Here is a 16501-nt window from a genome sequence, read left to right on the forward strand (position 1 = left end):
GCAGTGCCGCGATCCGGCTGCTCAGCTGCCCCCTGTCCATGCCTCATCCTACTCGAACACCCGTACGACGACAAGCACATGTCCACAGGGATTGGGCTCCATGAGAGCCGAATTGCTCAGCCCGCCCGGGCCACCCACTCCGACCGCAGCATCGCGTAGGTGTACCCGTCCACCCACCCGAGCTCGGCGTGCCACGAGTCCTGGACGCCGTGCTGCTCGCGGCGCATCCCCACCCGCTCCATGACCCTCCACGAGCCCTCGTTGTCGGCGAAGCAGCCGGCGGTCACCCGGTGGACCGCGAGCTCGTCGAAGGCCACGGCGAGGAGGGCCTCGGCCATCCTCGTGCCGAACCCCCGCCGATGGACGGCGGGGTCGACGTTCCAGCCGAGCAGCGCCTCGGACCGCACGTGGGCGCTGCCGAGGTCCTGCCCCATCCCGTCGCGCACGCTGAGGTACCCGGCCGCGACGACCCGACCGTCGAGGACCCCGACCAGGGTCAGCTCGTTCGGGTCCGGCTCGCCCGCCAGCTCGTCCCGGAGCGTGGCACCGTCGGACCGGGTGTGCATGAGCCAGCGCGACACCTCGGGCGCATTCCGCCACGCGAGGTAGGGGTCGACGTCCTCGAGGGTCATCGGGCGGATCGTGAGGGGTGGGGCGGCGAGAGGGAGGTCGGTCACGGGGCCATCCCAGCAGAGGTGGGCCGCGCCCTCCACCCGATTGTGGGGGAGGGCGCGGCCCGATGGCGGACGCAGCGTCAGCAGCCGCAGGTGTAGTAGGTGACGTCCCAGTGGTTGCCCTCGTCGGCGTAGATGTTGCCCGAGGCGGCCTTGTACATCGGCGCCCCGTCGCTCCGTGTCCCGATGTACGCGTAGTGGCCCTTGACCCAGCTCGTCAGGCACGTCGTCCGGCTGAAGTCGAGCTTGTACCCGTTGTAGTGGCTGTAGGTGCCGGAGGAGTGGCCGACCTCGGTCCCGCCGGTGATGTTGAGCGCGCACCCGCTGGCGCTCTTCAGCGTCTTGGCCCCGTCGATCGTCGCCTGGCGGAGGCCCTCGAACGAGGTGCACGTCGGGTTGCTCCGCGTCGTGCAGTTGCCGGACGAGGACCAGGTGATGCCGGCCGCGCGGAACTGCGACTCGGCGCTGGCCTGGGTCACGGCAGCCGCGGGGCCGGCGAAGCCGACGGCCGTGACCGCGGCCGTCGCCGCGGCGGCGAGGACGGACACGGTCCGGCGGCGGCGCGAAGCGGCTGTGGGAGCCGGGACAGTGGGTGCGTGCATGGGAATCCTCCGGTGGTTGCAGGGATGTGACTTTCCACCAGCATTGGTATGCCCGTCGTGAACCATGTGCAACTGGAGCACGAAGGTCGCAAGGATCTGCGGCTGACCGGATGTGCTGGTGCAGATCCTGCGGTCCGATTGCTAGATTGACGCCGTGTCTGCACGCCGCCCCGCCCTGCTCGACCTCGACCCCGCCGTCACGAGGCGGGCCCGCAGCCTGGCCCGCACCGCGGGCAAGCCGGTCGTCGACCTCGCGCGGGCGCACACGACGGTCTCGGTCGAGCGGGCGACGCTGCGCCTGGCCGGGCTCGCGGGCGCCGACCACGAGGGCACCCCGTGGGTCAACCACCTCGTCGACGCGGTGCGCGCCGAGGTCGGGCTCGAGCACGGCGTCACGACCCCCGTGTGGGACGCCCTCCGCCGCGGCGAGGCGCCCGACCTGCTGACCCTCGCGCAGAAGGCGAGCAGCGGGGGAGTGACGTTCCGCCTCCCCGAGGGCCGCGACCTCACCGCCGGCCGCAAGGCCGCCCGCACCGCGGTCGCCAAGGGCATCCGGGCGGTCGACGCCCAGCGTCGCGCCCGCGAGCGGATGATCGCCAAGGTCGGCGACGCCCCGCGGACACCCTGGATCTACCTCATCGTCGCGACCGGAGACATCCACGAGGACATCCCGCAGGCCCAGGCCGCGGCGCGCGAGGGTGCCGACGTCATCGCCGTCATCCGGTCCACCGGCCAGAGCCTGCTCGACTTCGTGCCCGAGGGCGCGACCCGCGAGGGCTACGCGGGCACCTACGCCACCCAGGAGAACTTCCGGCTCATGCGGGCGGCGCTGGACGAGACGAGCCGCGAGCTGGGCCGGTACGTGCGCCTCACCAACTACGCGAGCGGGCTGTGCATGCCCGAGATCGCGGCGCTGGCCGGTCTGGAGCGTCTGGACATGATGCTCAACGACTCGATGTACGGGATCCTCTTCCGCGACATCAACCCGATCCGCACCTTCGTCGACCAGCGCTTCAGCCGCCAGGTCCACGCCCGGGCGGGGATCATCATCAACACCGGCGAGGACAACTACCTCACGACCGCCGACGCCGTCGAGGCCGCCCACACCGTCACCGTGAGCCAGCTGCTCAACGAGTACTTCGCCAAGGAGGCCGGGCTGGAGGACTGGCAGCTCGGGCTCGGCCACGCCTTCGAGATCAACCCCGACGTCCCGGACAGCTTCCGGATGGAGCTGGCGCACGCACTCCTGGCCCGCCAGCTGTTCCCGAAGGCGCCGCTGAAGTGGATGCCGCCGACCAAGCACATGACCGGCGACGTGTTCCGCGGCTACCTGCTCGACGGCTTCTTCAACCTCGTCGGCGCCATGACCGGCCAGGGCATCCTCCTCGTCGGGATGATGACCGAGGCCGTCGTGACCCCGTGGCTCTCCGACCGCGACCTCGCCCTCCAGAACGTCCGCTACGTGATGGACGCCGCCGGCGGGCTCACCGAGGACTTCCACCCGCCGCGGGACGGGTTCATCCAGACCCGCGCCCGCCAGGTGCTGTCCGAGGCCGTCGACCTCCTCGACGAGATCGTCGCGGACACCGCGACCGCCGGCACCGACTACCCGCAGCCCCTGCTCGCCGCCATCGCCGACGGCACCTTCGGGGCGATGAAGCGCCCGCCGGGCAAGGGCAAGGGCCTGGACGGGGTCGTCCGCAAGGCCGAGGGCTACGACAACCCCGCGACCACCCTGCTCGAGGAAGGATCGACCCGATGACGGCCCCGGCAGAGCGCGGCCCGCTCGTGCGCCCCTACGGCGACACCACCGGCGACGGCATGGTGCAGGTCTCCTTCACCCTGCCGCTGCCGCACGACAAGCGCGCCGAGGGTGCGGCCCTGCAGCTGGCCGCGAAGATGGGGCTGAGCCCGGCCCTGCTCGTCCACGCGAAGGCGATGGGCCCCGACTTCACCTTCTTCGTCGTCTACGGCTCGGTCACCCACCTCGTCGACCTGCGCGACGTCCACGTCGTCGAGCGCGAGTTCCCGCTGCTCACCCCCGCCGAGGTCAACCAGGCCGTCCGCACCCACCTGAAGCGCAAGCTCGTCGTCGTCGGGGCCTGCATCGGCACCGACGCGCACACCGTGGGCATCGACGCGATCCTCAACATCAAGGGGTTCGCGGGGGAGAAGGGCCTGGAGTACTACCGCGAGCTCAAGGTGGTGAACCTCGGCGCCCAGGTGCTCGTCCCCGAGCTCGTCGCCAGTGCGCGTGAGGTCGGCGCAGACGCGGTCCTGGTTTCCCAGGTCGTCACCCAGAAGGACGCCCACATCCACAACACGACGACGATGTCGGCGGCCTTCCGCGAGGCGTTCCCCGCGGGCGAGGTGCCGCTGCTCGTCGTCGGCGGGCCGCGCTTCGAGGAGGGCTCGGCGGGCGCTCTCGGCGTCGACCGGGTCTTCGGCCGAGGCACCACCCCGGGCGAGGTCGCGTCCTACCTCGTCCACGAGCTCGTCGCCTCCCGCACGAGCCCGGACCCCCGAGGAGAGCAGCGATGACGAACGCCGAGGTCGGACTCACCGTCACCCACCGCAGATACGTCCCGTACAGCCACGCGCACTATGCCGGGAATCTCGTCGACGGGGCCTACAGCCTCGCGGCGTTCGGGGACGTCGCCACCGAGATGTGCATCCGGACCGACGGCGACGAGGGACTCTTCGCCTCCTACTCCGAGGTCCAGTTCCTGGCTCCGGTGCGGGCCGGCGACGTCATCGAGATCGAGGCCCGCATCGTGCGGGTCGGCACCCGCTCGCGCGAGCTCGAGTTCGAGGTGCGCGTCGTCGGGCGCGGCGCCCCGGAGCGCGGGGAGTCGGCGGCCGACGTCCTCGACCCGCCGCTCGTCGCGACGACCGCGCGAGGGGTCGTCGTCGTCCCACCAGCACGGTGACCTACCGTGAGCGCGTGCCCTCCGCGCTCCGGTTCCCCCTCCAGCTCGTCCTGGCCGTCGTCGCGGGACTTCTGCTGTGGCTGGCCTTCCCGGACCACGACCTGTGGTGGCTCGCCCCCCTCGGCGTGGCGGTGCTCGGCGGGGTCACGCTGCGGGCCGGGGGACCGCGGGGGTTCCTGCTCGGCCTCGTCGCCGGCCTGGGCTTCTTCGTGCCCACCCTGTCCTGGTCCGGGGTGTACGTCGGCGCCCTCCCGTGGCTCGCGCTGGCGACCCTCCAGGCCCTCTACGTCGCCTTCCAGGGCGCCGTCACCGGGTTCGCCGGACGCCGCCTCGTCGCGGCCGGCCACTCCCGGGCCGCGTACGCCCTCGTCCCCCTCGGCTGGGTCGCGCAGGAGTGGGCACGCAGCACGACGCCGTACGGCGGCTTCCCGTGGGCGCGCCTCGCCTTCAGCCAGGCCGACAGCCCCCTCGCGCCGCTCGCCCGCTGGCTCGGCGCCCCCGGCGTGACGTTCGGGGTCGCGCTCGTCGGCACCCTCCTGCTGCTCGCCGCCGCCCTCGCCGTGCGTGGCCCCCGCGTCGCGGCCCCCGCGCCACTCGTCCTCGCCGCCGTCGTCCTCCTGGCGCCGCTGGCCATCGCGCTCCCGACCGACGGGCGCACCGAGGCCGTCGGGTTCGTCCAGGGCAACGTGCCCAAGGCCGGGCTCGACTTCAACGCCGAGCGGCGCGCCGTGCTCGACAACCACGCGGCAGGCACCGAGCGGCTCGCCGGGACCGCCCCCGAAGACCTCAGCCTCGTCGTGTGGCCCGAGAACTCCTCGGACATCGACCCCCTGCGCAACCCGGACGCCGCGGCCCAGATCCGCCGGTCCCTGGAGGCGGTGGACGTGCCGATCGTCGTCGGCGCCGTGCTCGCCGAGCCGGTGGGGGCCAGCTCCAACGTCTCGCTCTTCTACACCGGCCCGGACGACGCCGACCCGCAGCGCTACACCAAGCTGCATCCGGTGCCGTTCGCCGAGTACATCCCGCACCGGGAGTTCTTCCGGATGTTCACGGCGGCCGCGGACCTCGCCGGCAACTTCGTCGCGGGCGACACCATCGGCGTCTTCCGGGTGCCGGCCGCGACGGGGGAGTACGCCGCCCTGCCGACGATCTGCTTCGAGGTCGCCTACGACGGGCTGATGCGCGACAGCGTGGCGGCCGCCGGCGACCAGGACTCCGTGCTGCTCGTCCAGACGAACAACGCCACCTTCGGGTACACGGCCGAGTCCGAGCAGCAGTTCGCGATCTCGCGGATCCGGGCCATCGAGCACGGGCGCAGCATCGTGCACGTCTCGACGGTCGGCGTCTCGGGCTTCGTCGCCCCCGACGGCACCGTCACCGAGAAGACCGGCCTGTTCACCGCCGAGCAGCGCATCGGCCGCGTCGTCCTGCGCAACGAGCAGACCCCGTCGGACCGGCTCGGTGAGGCGCCCCAGGCGCTCGCCGGCATCGTCCTGCTGCTGCTCGTCCTCGCAGCAGTCCGCAGCGGGCGGCGCGTTAAGGTGGCGCGAGCCCCCCGAACCCCCGAGGACCACGACGTTGCCTGACTCCACCCGCCCACCGCTCCAGCGCGTGGTCGTGCTCATCCCCACGTACAACGAGCGCGACACCCTGCCCGACGCGGTCCACGGCGTCCGTGCGGCCGTCCCCTCGGCCGACGTGCTCGTCCTCGACGACAACTCACCCGACGGCACCGGCGCCGTCGCCGACGCCCTGGCCGCCGCCGACCCCCAGGTGCAGGTGCTGCACCGGGCCGGCAAGGAAGGCCTCGGCGCGGCCTACCTCGCGGGGTTCCGGTGGGCCCTGGACGCCGGGTACGACGCCGTCGTCGAGATGGACGCCGACGGCTCGCACCGGCCCGAGCACCTGCCCTCTCTGCTCACCGCCGCCGAGCACGCCGACGCCGTCATCGGGTCCCGCTGGATACCCGGTGGCAGGGTCGTCAACTGGCCGCTGCACCGCAAGGCGCTGTCGGTGGGCGGCAACCTGTACGTCAAGCTGCTGCTCGGGATGCCCGTCAACGACGCGACCGCCGGCTTCCGCGTGTACCGGGCCGACGCGCTGCGCACCATGGGCCTGGACGACGTCGCGTCCCAGGGGTACTGCTTCCAGACCGACCTCACGTGGCGCGCGGTGCGCACGGGCCTCACGGTCGTCGAGGTGCCCATCACCTTCGTCGAGCGCGAGGTCGGGGCCTCCAAGATGAGCGGCGACATCATGACCGAGTCGCTGCGGCGGATCACCGGCTGGGGCGTCCGGCACCGGGCGCGTCAGCTGCGCTCGCTCGTCGACCGCCCGGAGCGGTGGCACCAGCTGTGAGCCGGCCCGGGTCGACCCCCGCCGCCGCCCGCTGGCGGCGCGGCCGGGTCCTGCGCTGGGTGTTCCTCGCGATCCTGCTCGTCCCGATGCTCGAGATCGCCGTCATCATCGCGGTCGGGCGCTCCATCGGCGGGTGGCCGACGTTCGGCCTGCTCCTTCTGGAGTCGCTCATCGGCGCGGTCATCGTCCGGCGCGAAGGGGGGCGGGCGTGGTCGGCCCTGCGCGAAGCCCTGCGCAGCGGCCGGATGCCGAGCCGTCAGCTCGCCGACGCGGCTCTCGTGCTCGTGGGCGGCACGCTCCTGCTCACGCCGGGGTTCGTCACCGACGCGGTCGGCTTCTTCGTCGTCCTGCCCGCCACCCGCCCCATCACGCGGCGCTGGCTCGAGGCGCTCGTGGCGCGTCGCCTCCTCGGGTCCTTCGGCGACTGGCCCGGGGGCCGCGGCCCCGACGGCCCCCCCGACGTCATCCAGGGCGAGGTCGTCGACTGACCGGGACCACGACGACGAACGCGCCGGCCACCCGAGGGTGACCGGCGCGTTCGCGCTCGACGGGGCTTCTCAGGCCGTCTTCTTCTTCGTCTTCTCGCCGCGGGAGGCGCGCAGCAGTGTCAGCCGCTCCTCGAGCAGCTCCTCGAGCTCGGGGATCGAGCGACGCTCGAGCAGCATGTCCCAGTGGGTGCGCACGTGCTTGACCGGCTTGGTGTCCGGCTCCGCGCCACCACCCTGGAGCTTGGCCTCCGCACCGCACCGGCACTCCCAGGTGGCGGGCACATCGGCCTCCACCGAGAAGGGGAGCTCGATGGAGTGCCCGTTGGGGCACAGGTAGGTGGTGATCCGGCGCTCCGACGGAACGACGTTCTGGTCCGTCTCCATGCTGAGGGCGCCGAGCCGGCTGCCGCGCAGGCTGCGTTCTGCCATGGGTGTCTCCCGAGGTAATGGATGTCCCGAACCGGGGTCCTCGCGGCCGGGTCAATGAAGAGAGAACGTGCATGGGGTGTTCGTTGTTCCACCCGTTACCGATTGGTAGGCCTGCGTGTGATGCGTCTCACACCCAGTGCCTGCATACGCCTCGCGCCACCAGATCATAGCGACTTCCGCGTTGCGTCGGCGACGGAGGGGCCCGCGTCGCTACCGTGCCCGTGTGAGCACCCCGCCCGTAGTGCCGGCCGACATCATCGGGCCCAGCGCCCTCGACCTCGCACCGCCGACGTCCCGGCGCCGGGTGCTCGCGTGGGGGATGTGGGACTGGGGGACTCAGCCGTTCAACACCGTGATCACGACGTTCGTCTTCTCGGTGTACATCACCAGCGAGGCCTTCGGCGCCACGAACACGACCTCGACCGCCCTCGCCATCTCGACGGCGCTCGCCGGGCTGTTCGTCGCCGTCCTCGCTCCGGTCCTCGGCCAGAACTCCGACCGCTCGGGGCGCACCGTCTCCCACCTGCGGGCCCAGACCTGGCTCCTCGCCGGCCTCTCGGCGTCGCTCTTCTTCGTCGTGCCCGAGCCGGGGTTCCTGTGGGTCGGTCTCGGCCTGCTGGCCGTCGGGTCGGTGGTCTCCGAGATCGCGGGGGTCAACTACAACTCGACGATCGACCAGGTCGCGACGACGCGGACGGTCGGACGCGTGTCGGGCTTCGGCTGGGGGATGGGCTACCTCGGCGGGATCATCGTCCTGCTGCTCATCTACTTCGCCTTCATCCAGCCCGACGTCGGCCTGTTCGGCGTCACGAGCGCGAACGGGCTCGACATCCGGGTCTCGATGCTCGTGTGCGGCGTGTGGACCCTGCTGTTCACGATCCCGGCGTTCCTCCTGCTCAAGGACCGTCCCCGGGAGCGGACGCCGCGGGTGGGGGTCGCCCAGTCCTACCGGCTCGTGTGGCGGTCCATCCGCGGGCTGTGGGCGGTGTCGAGGCACACGGTGTACTTCCTCCTCGCCTCGGCGCTCTTCCGGGACGGGCTCGCCGGCGTCTTCGCCTTCGGTGCGATCCTCGCCGCGGGGACCTTCGGGCTCACGGCGGGTGACGTCATCATCTTCGGCGCGGCGGCCAACATCGTGGCCGGGGTGGCCACGATGGGCTTCGGGCTGCTCGACGACCGGCTCGGGCCCAAGCGGGTCATCCTCATCTCACTCGGCGCCCTCGTCGTCCTCGGCATCCTCATCTTCGTCCTGCACGACGGCGGGAAGGCCGTGTTCTGGCCGCTCGGGCTGGCCATGACGGTGTTCGTCGGCCCGGCCCAGGCCGCGTCGCGCAGCTTCCTGGCCCGCCTCGTGCCCGAGGGGAAGGGCGGCGAGATCTTCGGGCTGTACGCGACGACCGGACGGGTCGTCTCGTTCCTGTCGCCGCTGCTGTTCGGGCTGTTCATCGCCGTGGGCGCCGCGGTCACCGGTCAGGAGAACACCCAGTACTGGGGGATCCTCGGGATCGTGGTCATCCTCGCGGCCGGCTTCGCCGTCATGATCCCGGTCAAGGAGCACGGCGAGCACCGCGTGTCGTGAGAGGCAACGGGCGTCAGCCCGCGTACTCCCAGTGCCACGGCTCGGGCAGCGGGCCCCCGGCCTCGGCCCAGGCCGGGTGGAACCAGCCGTAGAGCGGTGCGTTGATGCGCAGCCACCGGTGCACCGCGGACCCGAAGTCCTCGACGCCGCCGCACAGGTCGAGGGCCCGGCCGAGGCCGTGCCGGCTCGTGCCGGGCGTGGCCGCGAACCGACCGTGGGTGACCTTGACCGAGATCTGCTCGGACAGCGGACGGTAGGAGTCGGTGACGCAGATCGGGGTCCCGGTCTGGGCGGCGTACGCCTTGCTCAGCGCGTTGAACGACGCGGCGGCGTCGGGGGCGAGCCGCTCGCCCGGCGCGCGCCACAGCTCGCAGAGCGCGGACCGCGGGAAGAGACCGTTCGGGTGGGCGCCGGTGTCCTCGGAACACGGCTTGCCGATGTCGGCGGTCTCGACGACGGACGCGCTCAGCGCGGCCCGCAGCCGCTGCGAGGCGGCCTGGGCCTCGGGGGTGCGAGCGCCGATCAGCGCGTTGGCGATGGGCCCGGCCTTCTCGACCTCTGCCATCTGCAGAGCGCGGAGGTCGCCGATCTTGGCCCGCTGGACCTTCATCAGCGCGTCGAGCTTCTTCTTGGCGGTCTCGATCCGAGCCCGAGCCTCGGTGGCGGCGGCCTCGGCCTTCTCGGCGGTCGCGGTGAGGCTGACCTGCTCGGCGGTGAGGATGCGCACCTCCTCGAGGGCGCGGGTGCGCTGGTCGGTGATGTAGGCGAGGTCGCCGAGCGGGTTGCCGGCGGAGTTCTCGTCGGTGCTCAGCGCGTCGAGCATCCCGGAGATGTCGGCGTCGCCGCCACCGCCCGAGTAGACGTCGAACACCCAGTCCTTGATGACCGCGCGGGCCCGGGCGAGCCGGCCCTCGAGCTGGGCGAGCCCGGCCCGTGCGGCCGCGGCCTCCTTCTGGGAGGCCTCCTCGCTGTCCTTGGCCGCGGCGAGGTCCTCGAGGAGGTCGTTGGAGCGGTCGGACATCTCGTCCATCCGCTCCATCTCGACCGCCACCTGGGAGGTGGAGGACTCGAGCTGGGCCGAGATGCGCGCGGCCTCGGCGATCTGCGACTGGAGCACGACGCCGGAGAGCGGCTCGGGGTGTGCGGGCTCGGCGTGACCGCTGTCGGGACCCGGCGGGGGAGGAGGGGTGGAGGTGCTGGGCCTCGGTGCCGGGGTGGCCTTCGCGGTGGTCTTGGGAGTGCTCGTCGGCTTCGGCGTGGCCTTCGGGGTCGCGGTCGGCGTCGGAGCGGGCGTCGCGGTGCTCTGGAAGAGGCCGGTGGGAGTGGGCAGCGGGTCACCGTCGGCCATCGCGGAGGCGGGGGCCAGGAGGGCGGCCGCAACGGCGATCACCGCGACGGCACCGACCCCACGGGTCGGCGCCCAGCGCATGTACGGACGCACCACGAACTCGTTTCCACACGTCATGAACGGGCCGGGACGGCCCAGAGCACGCCCTGCTCGTGCTCCGGTTCCCACCATAGGCACAGGGGAACCCCGCTGAGCAGGGTCTTTCGGCAAATAGGGCCGATCGGCCGGGGCATCGAGCCCCACTCGTCCCAGCCGCCCCATCCGCGTGCCCGCCGCCGTCCACAGGGCGCCGACGTCGCTCCGCTCGTCCACAGACCGACCGGCGGGCCTGGTCCGGGGACCCGCCGCCCGGGAGGCTGGCCGGACAGGACGAACGGAGGGCACGATGGCGGCCGAGAAGGACGAGGGCGACGAGAACGCGGTGCGGCTCGTCGGCCGGCTCACGGGGGCCGGGGAGCCGGTGACGCTCCCCAGCGGGGACGTGGTCCACACCGTCCGGGTCACGGTGTCCCGTCCGGGGCGCAGGGCCTCCCCGCGGGCGGCGGTCGACGCCATCGACGTGGCCTGTTGGAGCGCCGCCACGCGCCGGGTCGCCGGTCGGCTGGCCGTCGGGGACCGGGTCGTCGTCGACGGAGCCCTGCGACGCCGGTTCTTCCGCGCCGGGGGAGGGGCGGTGAGCCGCTACGAGGTGGAGGCGACGCGGGTGCGCCGCCTTCCGGCGCTCACTCGCGCTCGCGCAGCATCTCCTCCATCAGGGTGATCTCGGCGGCCTGCGCGCGCTCGATCGCGCCGGCCAGGCTGAGGACCTCGTCGGTGGTCGCGTCGGCCAGTGCCGCCTCGGCCATCACGACCCCGCCCCGGTGGTGCTCGATCATGAGCCGCAGGAAGATCCGGTCCGCGTCGACGCCGGACGCCTCGCGCAGGGTGTCGAGCTGCTCGGCGCTCGCCATGCCCTGCATCGGCTCACCCGCCTCCACGTGCGCGCTGTGCTCACCGCCGACCCACGCCATCGGCGCCGCCGGCGCGGTCTGCGGCAGCCCCCACTGGACGAGCCAGCCGTACATCTGGCCGGCCTGCTGCTGCTGGCTCGTGATGATGTCGTACGCCAGGGTGCGCACGGTCGGGTCGGTGCTGCGGTCGCGGATGAGGAAGCCCATCTCCACGGCCTGCCGGTGGTGGGTCTGCATGTCCCGGGCGAAGCCGGCGTCCGCGCCGAAGTCGGGCACCGAGGTCGAGGACGTTGCCCGCACCGCCAGCAGCGTGCCCGCCACACCGAGGACGAGGGCCACGACCGCCGCCAGGACGACGGCACGCCGCGAGAACGTCTGGGTGGTCGTGTCGTGCTCTGCCGAGGTCGTCACGACGTCGGCTGCTCCATGCCGGTGCCCTCGGTGGTGCTCCCGTCGCTGCCGCCGGTGCAGGCGGCCCCGGGCTCCGGGGTCTGCGGGCCCTGGCGGTACTCGCGGATGAACTCGGCCAGCCGCGGGTCCTCGACACCGTCGAGCGCGATCTGGTGGCCCCAGGCCGACGCCACGACCGGGGTGCTGAGGCCCTCGAGGGGCGAGATGAGCATGTACTCGTCCGGCACGCTGTCGACGAGCTTCTGCACCTGGTCCGCCGGCAGGTCAGGCTGGTACGTCACCCACACGGCCCCGTGCTCGAGGGAGTGCACGGCGAGCTCGTTGGGGACGGGGGCGTCGTAGACCCCGCAGTTGAGCCACACCGGGTTGTGGTCGCCGCCGACCGGCGGGGTCTGCTCGTAGCTGACCGGCGTCGTCACGTGGTTGGCCGTGACGTCGTCGAAGGTCTTGACGGCGTCGAGGGTCGGCCGGTTGGACACGTCGCGCCACACCGTGACACCGATGACGCCGGCGATGACGAGGATGACCGCGCTGATCCCCCCGATGAAGGCGAGCCGGCTGCGCCGCTCCTTCGCCTGCTGGGCCTTCTTCAGCTCATCGAGGGCGGCACGGGACTGGCGCGATGACGGGGACACAGGGGATGGCTCCTCGGGAGTCAGGCTCAGGGGTCTCATGGTCAGCGAACGAGATGCCACGGGAGTTCCGCGTCCGGGTCCGAGTGCCGACCATGCGACCTCCATGATGCCGCACGCCCCCGTCCGAGGTCCGGCACCCCGCGCGGCGGCGCCCCGAGCGCCGACGCTCTAGCGTGGTGCCCGGGGCGCCCGCAGCGGCACCACCGCCGCAGCCCGACGGACGGAGACGACGATGCAGCCCAGGACGGCCGCCGACAGCCACGACGTGATCCGGGTCCAGGGCGCCCGCGAAAACAACCTCAAGGACATCAGCGTCGAGCTGCCCAAGCGCCGGCTCACCGTCGTGACGGGGGTGTCGGGGTCCGGGAAGAGCTCGCTCGTCTTCGGCACGATCGCGGCCGAGTCGCAGCGGCTCATCAACGAGACGTACAGCGCCTTCGTCCAGGGGTTCATGCCGACCCTGGCGCGCCCGGACGTCGACGTCCTCTCCGGGCTCACGACGGCGATCCTCGTCGACCAGGAACGCCTCGGAGCGAACCCACGCTCGACCGTCGGCACCGTCACCGACGCGAACGCGATGCTCCGGATCCTCTTCAGCCGGCTCGGGCAGCCGCAGATCGGGTCACCGGCCGCGTACTCGTTCAACGTCCCGACCGTCCGGGCGGCGGGAGCCCTCACCGTCGAGCGGGGGGAGGGCCGGACCAAGGCCGAGAAGGTGACCTTCAACCGGCTCGGCGGCATGTGCCCACGCTGCGAGGGCACGGGTGCGGTCACCGACATCGACCTCACCGCGCTCTACGACGACCGGCTGTCGCTGGGGGAGGGGGCCCTGACCATCCCGGGCTGGTCGATGGACGGGTGGTACGGGCGGATCTTCAGCGGCTCCGGGTTCTTCGACATGGACAAGCCGATCCGCCGCTTCACCAAGCGCGAGATGCACGACCTGCTCTACCGCGAGGCCACCAAGGTCAAGATCGACGGCATCAACCTCACCTACGAGGGCATCATCCCGAAGATCCAGAAGTCGATGCTCTCCAAGGACCGGGAGGCGATGCAGCCGCACATCCGCGCCTTCGTCGACCGGGCCGTCACCTTCACGACCTGCCCGGACTGCGACGGCACCCGGCTGGGCCCCGAGGCGCGCTCGTCGCGGATCGCCGGCAAGAACATCGCCGACCTCTGCTCGATGCAGATCAGCGACCTCGCGGAGTGGCTCCGAACGTACGAAGAGCCCTCTGTCGCACCACTTCTCGCGGGGCTCCAGCACCTTCTCGACTCGTTCACCGCGATCGGTCTCGGCTACCTGTCGCTGGACCGGTCGTCGGGCACGCTGTCCGGGGGAGAGGCCCAGCGCACGAAGATGATCCGCCACCTGGGCTCCTCGCTCACCGACGTCACGTACGTGTTCGACGAGCCGTCGATCGGCCTGCACCCGCACGACATCGAACGGATGAACCAGCTGCTCGTCCGCCTGCGCGACAAGGGCAACACCGTGCTCGTCGTGGAGCACAAGCCGGAGATGATCGCGATCGCCGACCACGTCGTCGACCTCGGCCCCGGGGCGGGCACCGGCGGCGGGTCGGTCTGCTACGAAGGGCCCGTCGACGGGCTGCGGGGGAGCGACACCCCGACCGGCCGGCATCTCGACGACCGGGCCACGCTGAAGGGGTCCGTACGCAGCGCGTCGGGCGCCCTGGAGGTCCGGGGCGCCGACAGCCACAACCTGCGCTCGGTCGACGTCGACATCCCGCTCGGGGTCCTGTGCGTCCTCACCGGCGTCGCCGGCTCCGGCAAGAGCTCGCTCGTGCAGGGCTCGGTGGCCGGCCTGGACGGGGTCGTCGTCGTCGACCAGGGGGCGATCAAGGGGTCCCGGCGGAGCAACCCGGCGACGTACACGGGCATGCTCGACCCGATCCGGAAGGCCTTCGCCAAGGCCAACGGCGTCAAGCCCGCGCTGTTCAGCTCCAACTCCGAGGGCGCCTGCCCGGCCTGCAACGGCGCCGGCGTGATCTTCACCGACCTCGGAGTCATGGCGACCGTCGAGACGACCTGCGAGGAGTGCGAGGGCCGGCGGTTCCAGGCCGCCGTCCTGGAGTACACGCTGGGTGGGCGCACCATCGCCGAGGTGCTCGCCCTGTCGGTCACCGAGGCCGAGGCGTTCTTCGGGGGTGGCCCGGCCCGCACCCCGGCGGCTCACGCCGTCCTCGAGCGGCTGGCCGACGTCGGCCTCGGCTACATCACGCTGGGGCAGCCGCTCACGACGCTGTCCGGGGGTGAGCGCCAGCGGCTCAAGCTCGCGACGCAGATGGCCGACAAGGGCGAGGTGTACGTGCTCGACGAGCCGACGACCGGCCTGCACCTCGCCGACGTGCAGAACCTGCTCGGCCTGCTCGACCGGCTCGTCGACGGCGGCCGGTCGGTGGTCGTCATCGAGCATCACCAGGCCGTCATGGCGCATGCCGACTGGATCATCGACCTCGGGCCTGGCGCCGGGCACGACGGCGGGCGCGTCGTCTTCGAAGGAACCCCCGCCGACCTCGTCGCCGCACGGGCCGGGCTCACCGGCGAGCACCTGGCGGCGTACGTCGGCGCCTGAGGGACCGACCCGTGCCAGCGCCCCTCCCGCATCATCCCGTTTCGCCGATAATCCACATTATGTCAGTTTGTCACCTAGAGAGGGGAACAGGCCCTCCCCTCACCGTCGTTGTCCCACCGTGACCTCCCCATCCCTGGTGCCGCACGGCTACGACAACCGCACCGGCCGGGGCCCGGGCCTGCTGACCCGCGGGCTGAGCCTGGTGCTCCCGGGCGTCCGGCGCGTGGGCGCCCAGGTCGAGCCGTATGCGCGCGCCTGGGCCGAGCACAACCACCGTGCCCTCAGCGCTCCGGGCCGCCGCTGGGTCGTCCTCGGCGACTCCATGGCGCAGGGTGTGGGCGCGTCCGCGTGGAACGCGGGGTGGGTCGACCAGCTGCGGGCCCGGCTGGCCTCGCACGGCCACCCACTCGTCGTCGTCAACCTCTCGGCCACCGGGGCCCGCACCGCCGACGTCGTCGAGCAGCAGCTACCGGTGCTGCGCGACCTGCCCCCGGCGGCCAGTACCGAGGCGACCGACCTCGTGACCGTGCTGGTCGGCTCCAACGACCTCTTCGCCGGCGGCGGGCACCGGGAGCGGCTGCCCGACGAGTTCGGGCGGCTGGTCCGGGCACTCCCCCGCGCCGCGGTGGTCGCGACCCTCCCCCAGCCCCGCGCCGCGGCCCGGCGCGCCAACCGCCACGTGCAGGACGCAGCGGGCCGGGGCGACATCGTCATGGTCGACATGCGCGCCGAGGGCCCCAGCAGCTGGCGGGGCCGGCTCGCGCCGGACTTCTTCCACCCCAACGACGCGGGCTACGCCGAGATGGCGCGGGCCTTCGAGCCGTACGCGCTGCACGCCCTCACGGCGGGCTGAGGCTCACCCCTCCCCCGCCTGGGGGGCGGTGTAGGTGACATCGCCGGCGTCGACGACGGCGGCTCGGCGGCCGGGTGCGTCCTGGAACCGCCAGTACAGGTTGGTGTGGGCGATGACGTCGGCGGGCGGGGGCGCACCCCAGTCGCTCTTGTCGCCGGTGGTGTGCGCGTCGCCGACGAGCGTCACGTCGTAGCCGCGGGTGAAGGCGCCGTGGATGGTCGAGCGCACGCAGGCGTCGCTCTCGGCGCCCGTGACGACGAGATGGCCGACTCCCGCCGCCGCGAGGGCGGCCTCGAGGTCGGTGCCCTCGAAGGAGTCGCCGTACCGCTTGTGGACCACGGCCTCGGCGTCGGAGGGCTCGAGCTCGGGGACGATCCGCCAGGCCTCGCTCCCCCGCTGCAGCTCGTCGTCAGAGCTGTGCTGGACCCAGACGACGGGGACGTCCTCGGCGCGGGCCCGCCGGACCAGCCCGTCGATGCGGGCGACGACGCCGTCACGGTCGAGCGCGCCGTCGACCACCCCGTTCTGGACGTCGATGACGAGCAGCGCCGTGCCGCCCCTGCCGTCGATGGTGCTCATACCCCGCTCCTGCCGGTCGATGACGTGATGCCACCCGACGCTAGGGCCCGGCACCGACACCGTCGAGGT

17 protein-coding genes are annotated in these 16501 nt (G+C 72.4%); 10 read left to right on the forward strand and 7 right to left on the reverse strand.

What is annotated here, in order from left to right; translation table 11 throughout:
- Nucleotides 1-116: 116 nt before the first annotated feature.
- Together Q0963_RS08595 and Q0963_RS08600 are read right to left on the reverse strand one after the other, a co-directional pair.
- Entirely contained in the window at nt 117-677 is a 561-nt protein-coding gene (locus Q0963_RS08595; RefSeq protein WP_299445011.1) for a GNAT family N-acetyltransferase, read from the reverse strand.
- 77 nt (nt 678-754) lie between these two features.
- Nucleotides 755-1276 (reverse strand): hypothetical protein, encoded by a 522-nt coding sequence (locus Q0963_RS08600; RefSeq protein WP_299445012.1) that lies wholly within the window; start codon nt 1274-1276, stop codon nt 755-757.
- Nucleotides 1277-1430: 154 nt separating this feature from the next.
- Here Q0963_RS08600 and Q0963_RS08605 point away from each other — a divergent pair, with 154 nt between their 5' ends.
- Genes Q0963_RS08605 through Q0963_RS08630 form a run of 6 tightly spaced genes read left to right on the forward strand, consistent with a single transcriptional unit; the run spans nt 1431 to nt 7052 of the window.
- On the forward strand, nt 1431-3038 hold the full coding sequence (locus Q0963_RS08605; protein WP_299445013.1) for a lysine 5,6-aminomutase subunit alpha: 1608 nt from the start codon (nt 1431-1433) through the stop codon (nt 3036-3038).
- The gene (locus Q0963_RS08610) at nt 3035-3817 is read left to right on the forward strand and encodes an OAM dimerization domain-containing protein (protein WP_299445014.1); all 783 of its coding nucleotides are present in this window, start codon (nt 3035-3037) and stop codon (nt 3815-3817) included. The genes Q0963_RS08605 and Q0963_RS08610 overlap by 4 nt, the downstream gene beginning before the upstream one ends.
- A complete protein-coding gene (locus tag Q0963_RS08615; protein ID WP_299445015.1) occupies nt 3814-4206 on the forward strand; it encodes a hotdog domain-containing protein in 393 nt (130 codons plus the stop codon). Before Q0963_RS08610 ends, Q0963_RS08615 begins: the two co-directional genes overlap by 4 nt.
- A gap of 14 nt (nt 4207-4220) precedes the next feature.
- Nucleotides 4221-5792: an apolipoprotein N-acyltransferase gene (lnt, locus tag Q0963_RS08620; RefSeq protein ID WP_299445016.1), complete on the forward strand. Its 1572-nt coding sequence runs from the start codon at nt 4221-4223 to the stop codon at nt 5790-5792.
- A complete protein-coding gene (locus tag Q0963_RS08625) occupies nt 5785-6564 on the forward strand; it encodes a polyprenol monophosphomannose synthase (RefSeq protein ID WP_299445017.1) in 780 nt (259 codons plus the stop codon). The genes lnt and Q0963_RS08625 overlap by 8 nt, the downstream gene beginning before the upstream one ends.
- Nucleotides 6561-7052, forward strand: a complete 492-nt coding sequence (locus Q0963_RS08630) for an FxsA family protein (protein ID WP_299445018.1) — start codon at nt 6561-6563, stop codon at nt 7050-7052. Before Q0963_RS08625 ends, Q0963_RS08630 begins: the two co-directional genes overlap by 4 nt.
- A gap of 69 nt (nt 7053-7121) precedes the next feature.
- Here Q0963_RS08630 and Q0963_RS08635 read toward each other — a convergent pair whose 3' ends face one another.
- Nucleotides 7122-7481 carry an RNA polymerase-binding protein RbpA gene (locus tag Q0963_RS08635; RefSeq protein ID WP_299445019.1) on the reverse strand — a complete coding sequence of 120 codons (360 nt, stop codon included), beginning with the start codon at nt 7479-7481 and terminating at the stop codon, nt 7122-7124.
- Nucleotides 7482-7704: 223 nt separating this feature from the next.
- Here Q0963_RS08635 and Q0963_RS08640 point away from each other — a divergent pair, with 223 nt between their 5' ends.
- Nucleotides 7705-9060 (forward strand): MFS transporter, encoded by a 1356-nt coding sequence (locus Q0963_RS08640; RefSeq protein WP_299445020.1) that lies wholly within the window; start codon nt 7705-7707, stop codon nt 9058-9060.
- A gap of 13 nt (nt 9061-9073) precedes the next feature.
- On the opposite strand, the gene Q0963_RS08645 is transcribed toward Q0963_RS08640, so the two are convergent.
- Nucleotides 9074-10501 carry a M15 family metallopeptidase gene (locus tag Q0963_RS08645; RefSeq protein ID WP_299445021.1) on the reverse strand — a complete coding sequence of 476 codons (1428 nt, stop codon included), beginning with the start codon at nt 10499-10501 and terminating at the stop codon, nt 9074-9076.
- Between the two features lie 292 nt (nt 10502-10793).
- Between Q0963_RS08645 and Q0963_RS08650 the strand changes: the two genes are divergently transcribed.
- Entirely contained in the window at nt 10794-11168 is a 375-nt protein-coding gene (locus tag Q0963_RS08650; RefSeq protein WP_299445022.1) for a single-stranded DNA-binding protein, read from the forward strand.
- Here the strand turns inward: Q0963_RS08650 and Q0963_RS08655 are convergent.
- A complete protein-coding gene (locus Q0963_RS08655; protein ID WP_299445023.1) occupies nt 11131-11769 on the reverse strand; it encodes a DUF305 domain-containing protein in 639 nt (212 codons plus the stop codon). The genes Q0963_RS08650 and Q0963_RS08655 overlap by 38 nt on opposite strands.
- Nucleotides 11766-12404 (reverse strand): DUF3105 domain-containing protein, encoded by a 639-nt coding sequence (locus Q0963_RS08660; protein ID WP_299445024.1) that lies wholly within the window; start codon nt 12402-12404, stop codon nt 11766-11768. The genes Q0963_RS08655 and Q0963_RS08660 overlap by 4 nt, the downstream gene beginning before the upstream one ends.
- A 232-nt stretch (nt 12405-12636) precedes the next feature.
- Here Q0963_RS08660 and Q0963_RS08665 point away from each other — a divergent pair, with 232 nt between their 5' ends.
- Both Q0963_RS08665 and Q0963_RS08670 read left to right on the forward strand, forming a co-directional pair.
- Nucleotides 12637-15000, forward strand: a complete 2364-nt coding sequence (locus Q0963_RS08665; RefSeq protein ID WP_299445025.1) for an excinuclease ABC subunit UvrA — start codon at nt 12637-12639, stop codon at nt 14998-15000.
- Between the two features lie 118 nt (nt 15001-15118).
- The gene (locus Q0963_RS08670; protein ID WP_299445026.1) at nt 15119-15853 is read left to right on the forward strand and encodes an SGNH/GDSL hydrolase family protein; all 735 of its coding nucleotides are present in this window, start codon (nt 15119-15121) and stop codon (nt 15851-15853) included.
- A 3-nt stretch (nt 15854-15856) separates the two neighbouring features.
- On the opposite strand, the gene Q0963_RS08675 is transcribed toward Q0963_RS08670, so the two are convergent.
- Entirely contained in the window at nt 15857-16432 is a 576-nt protein-coding gene (locus Q0963_RS08675; protein WP_299445027.1) for a cysteine hydrolase family protein, read from the reverse strand.
- Nucleotides 16433-16501 lie beyond the last annotated feature (69 nt).

The sequence above is a fragment of the uncultured Phycicoccus sp. genome, from assembly GCF_947495705.1.
Classification (GTDB): Bacteria; Actinomycetota; Actinomycetes; order Actinomycetales; family Dermatophilaceae; genus Phycicoccus.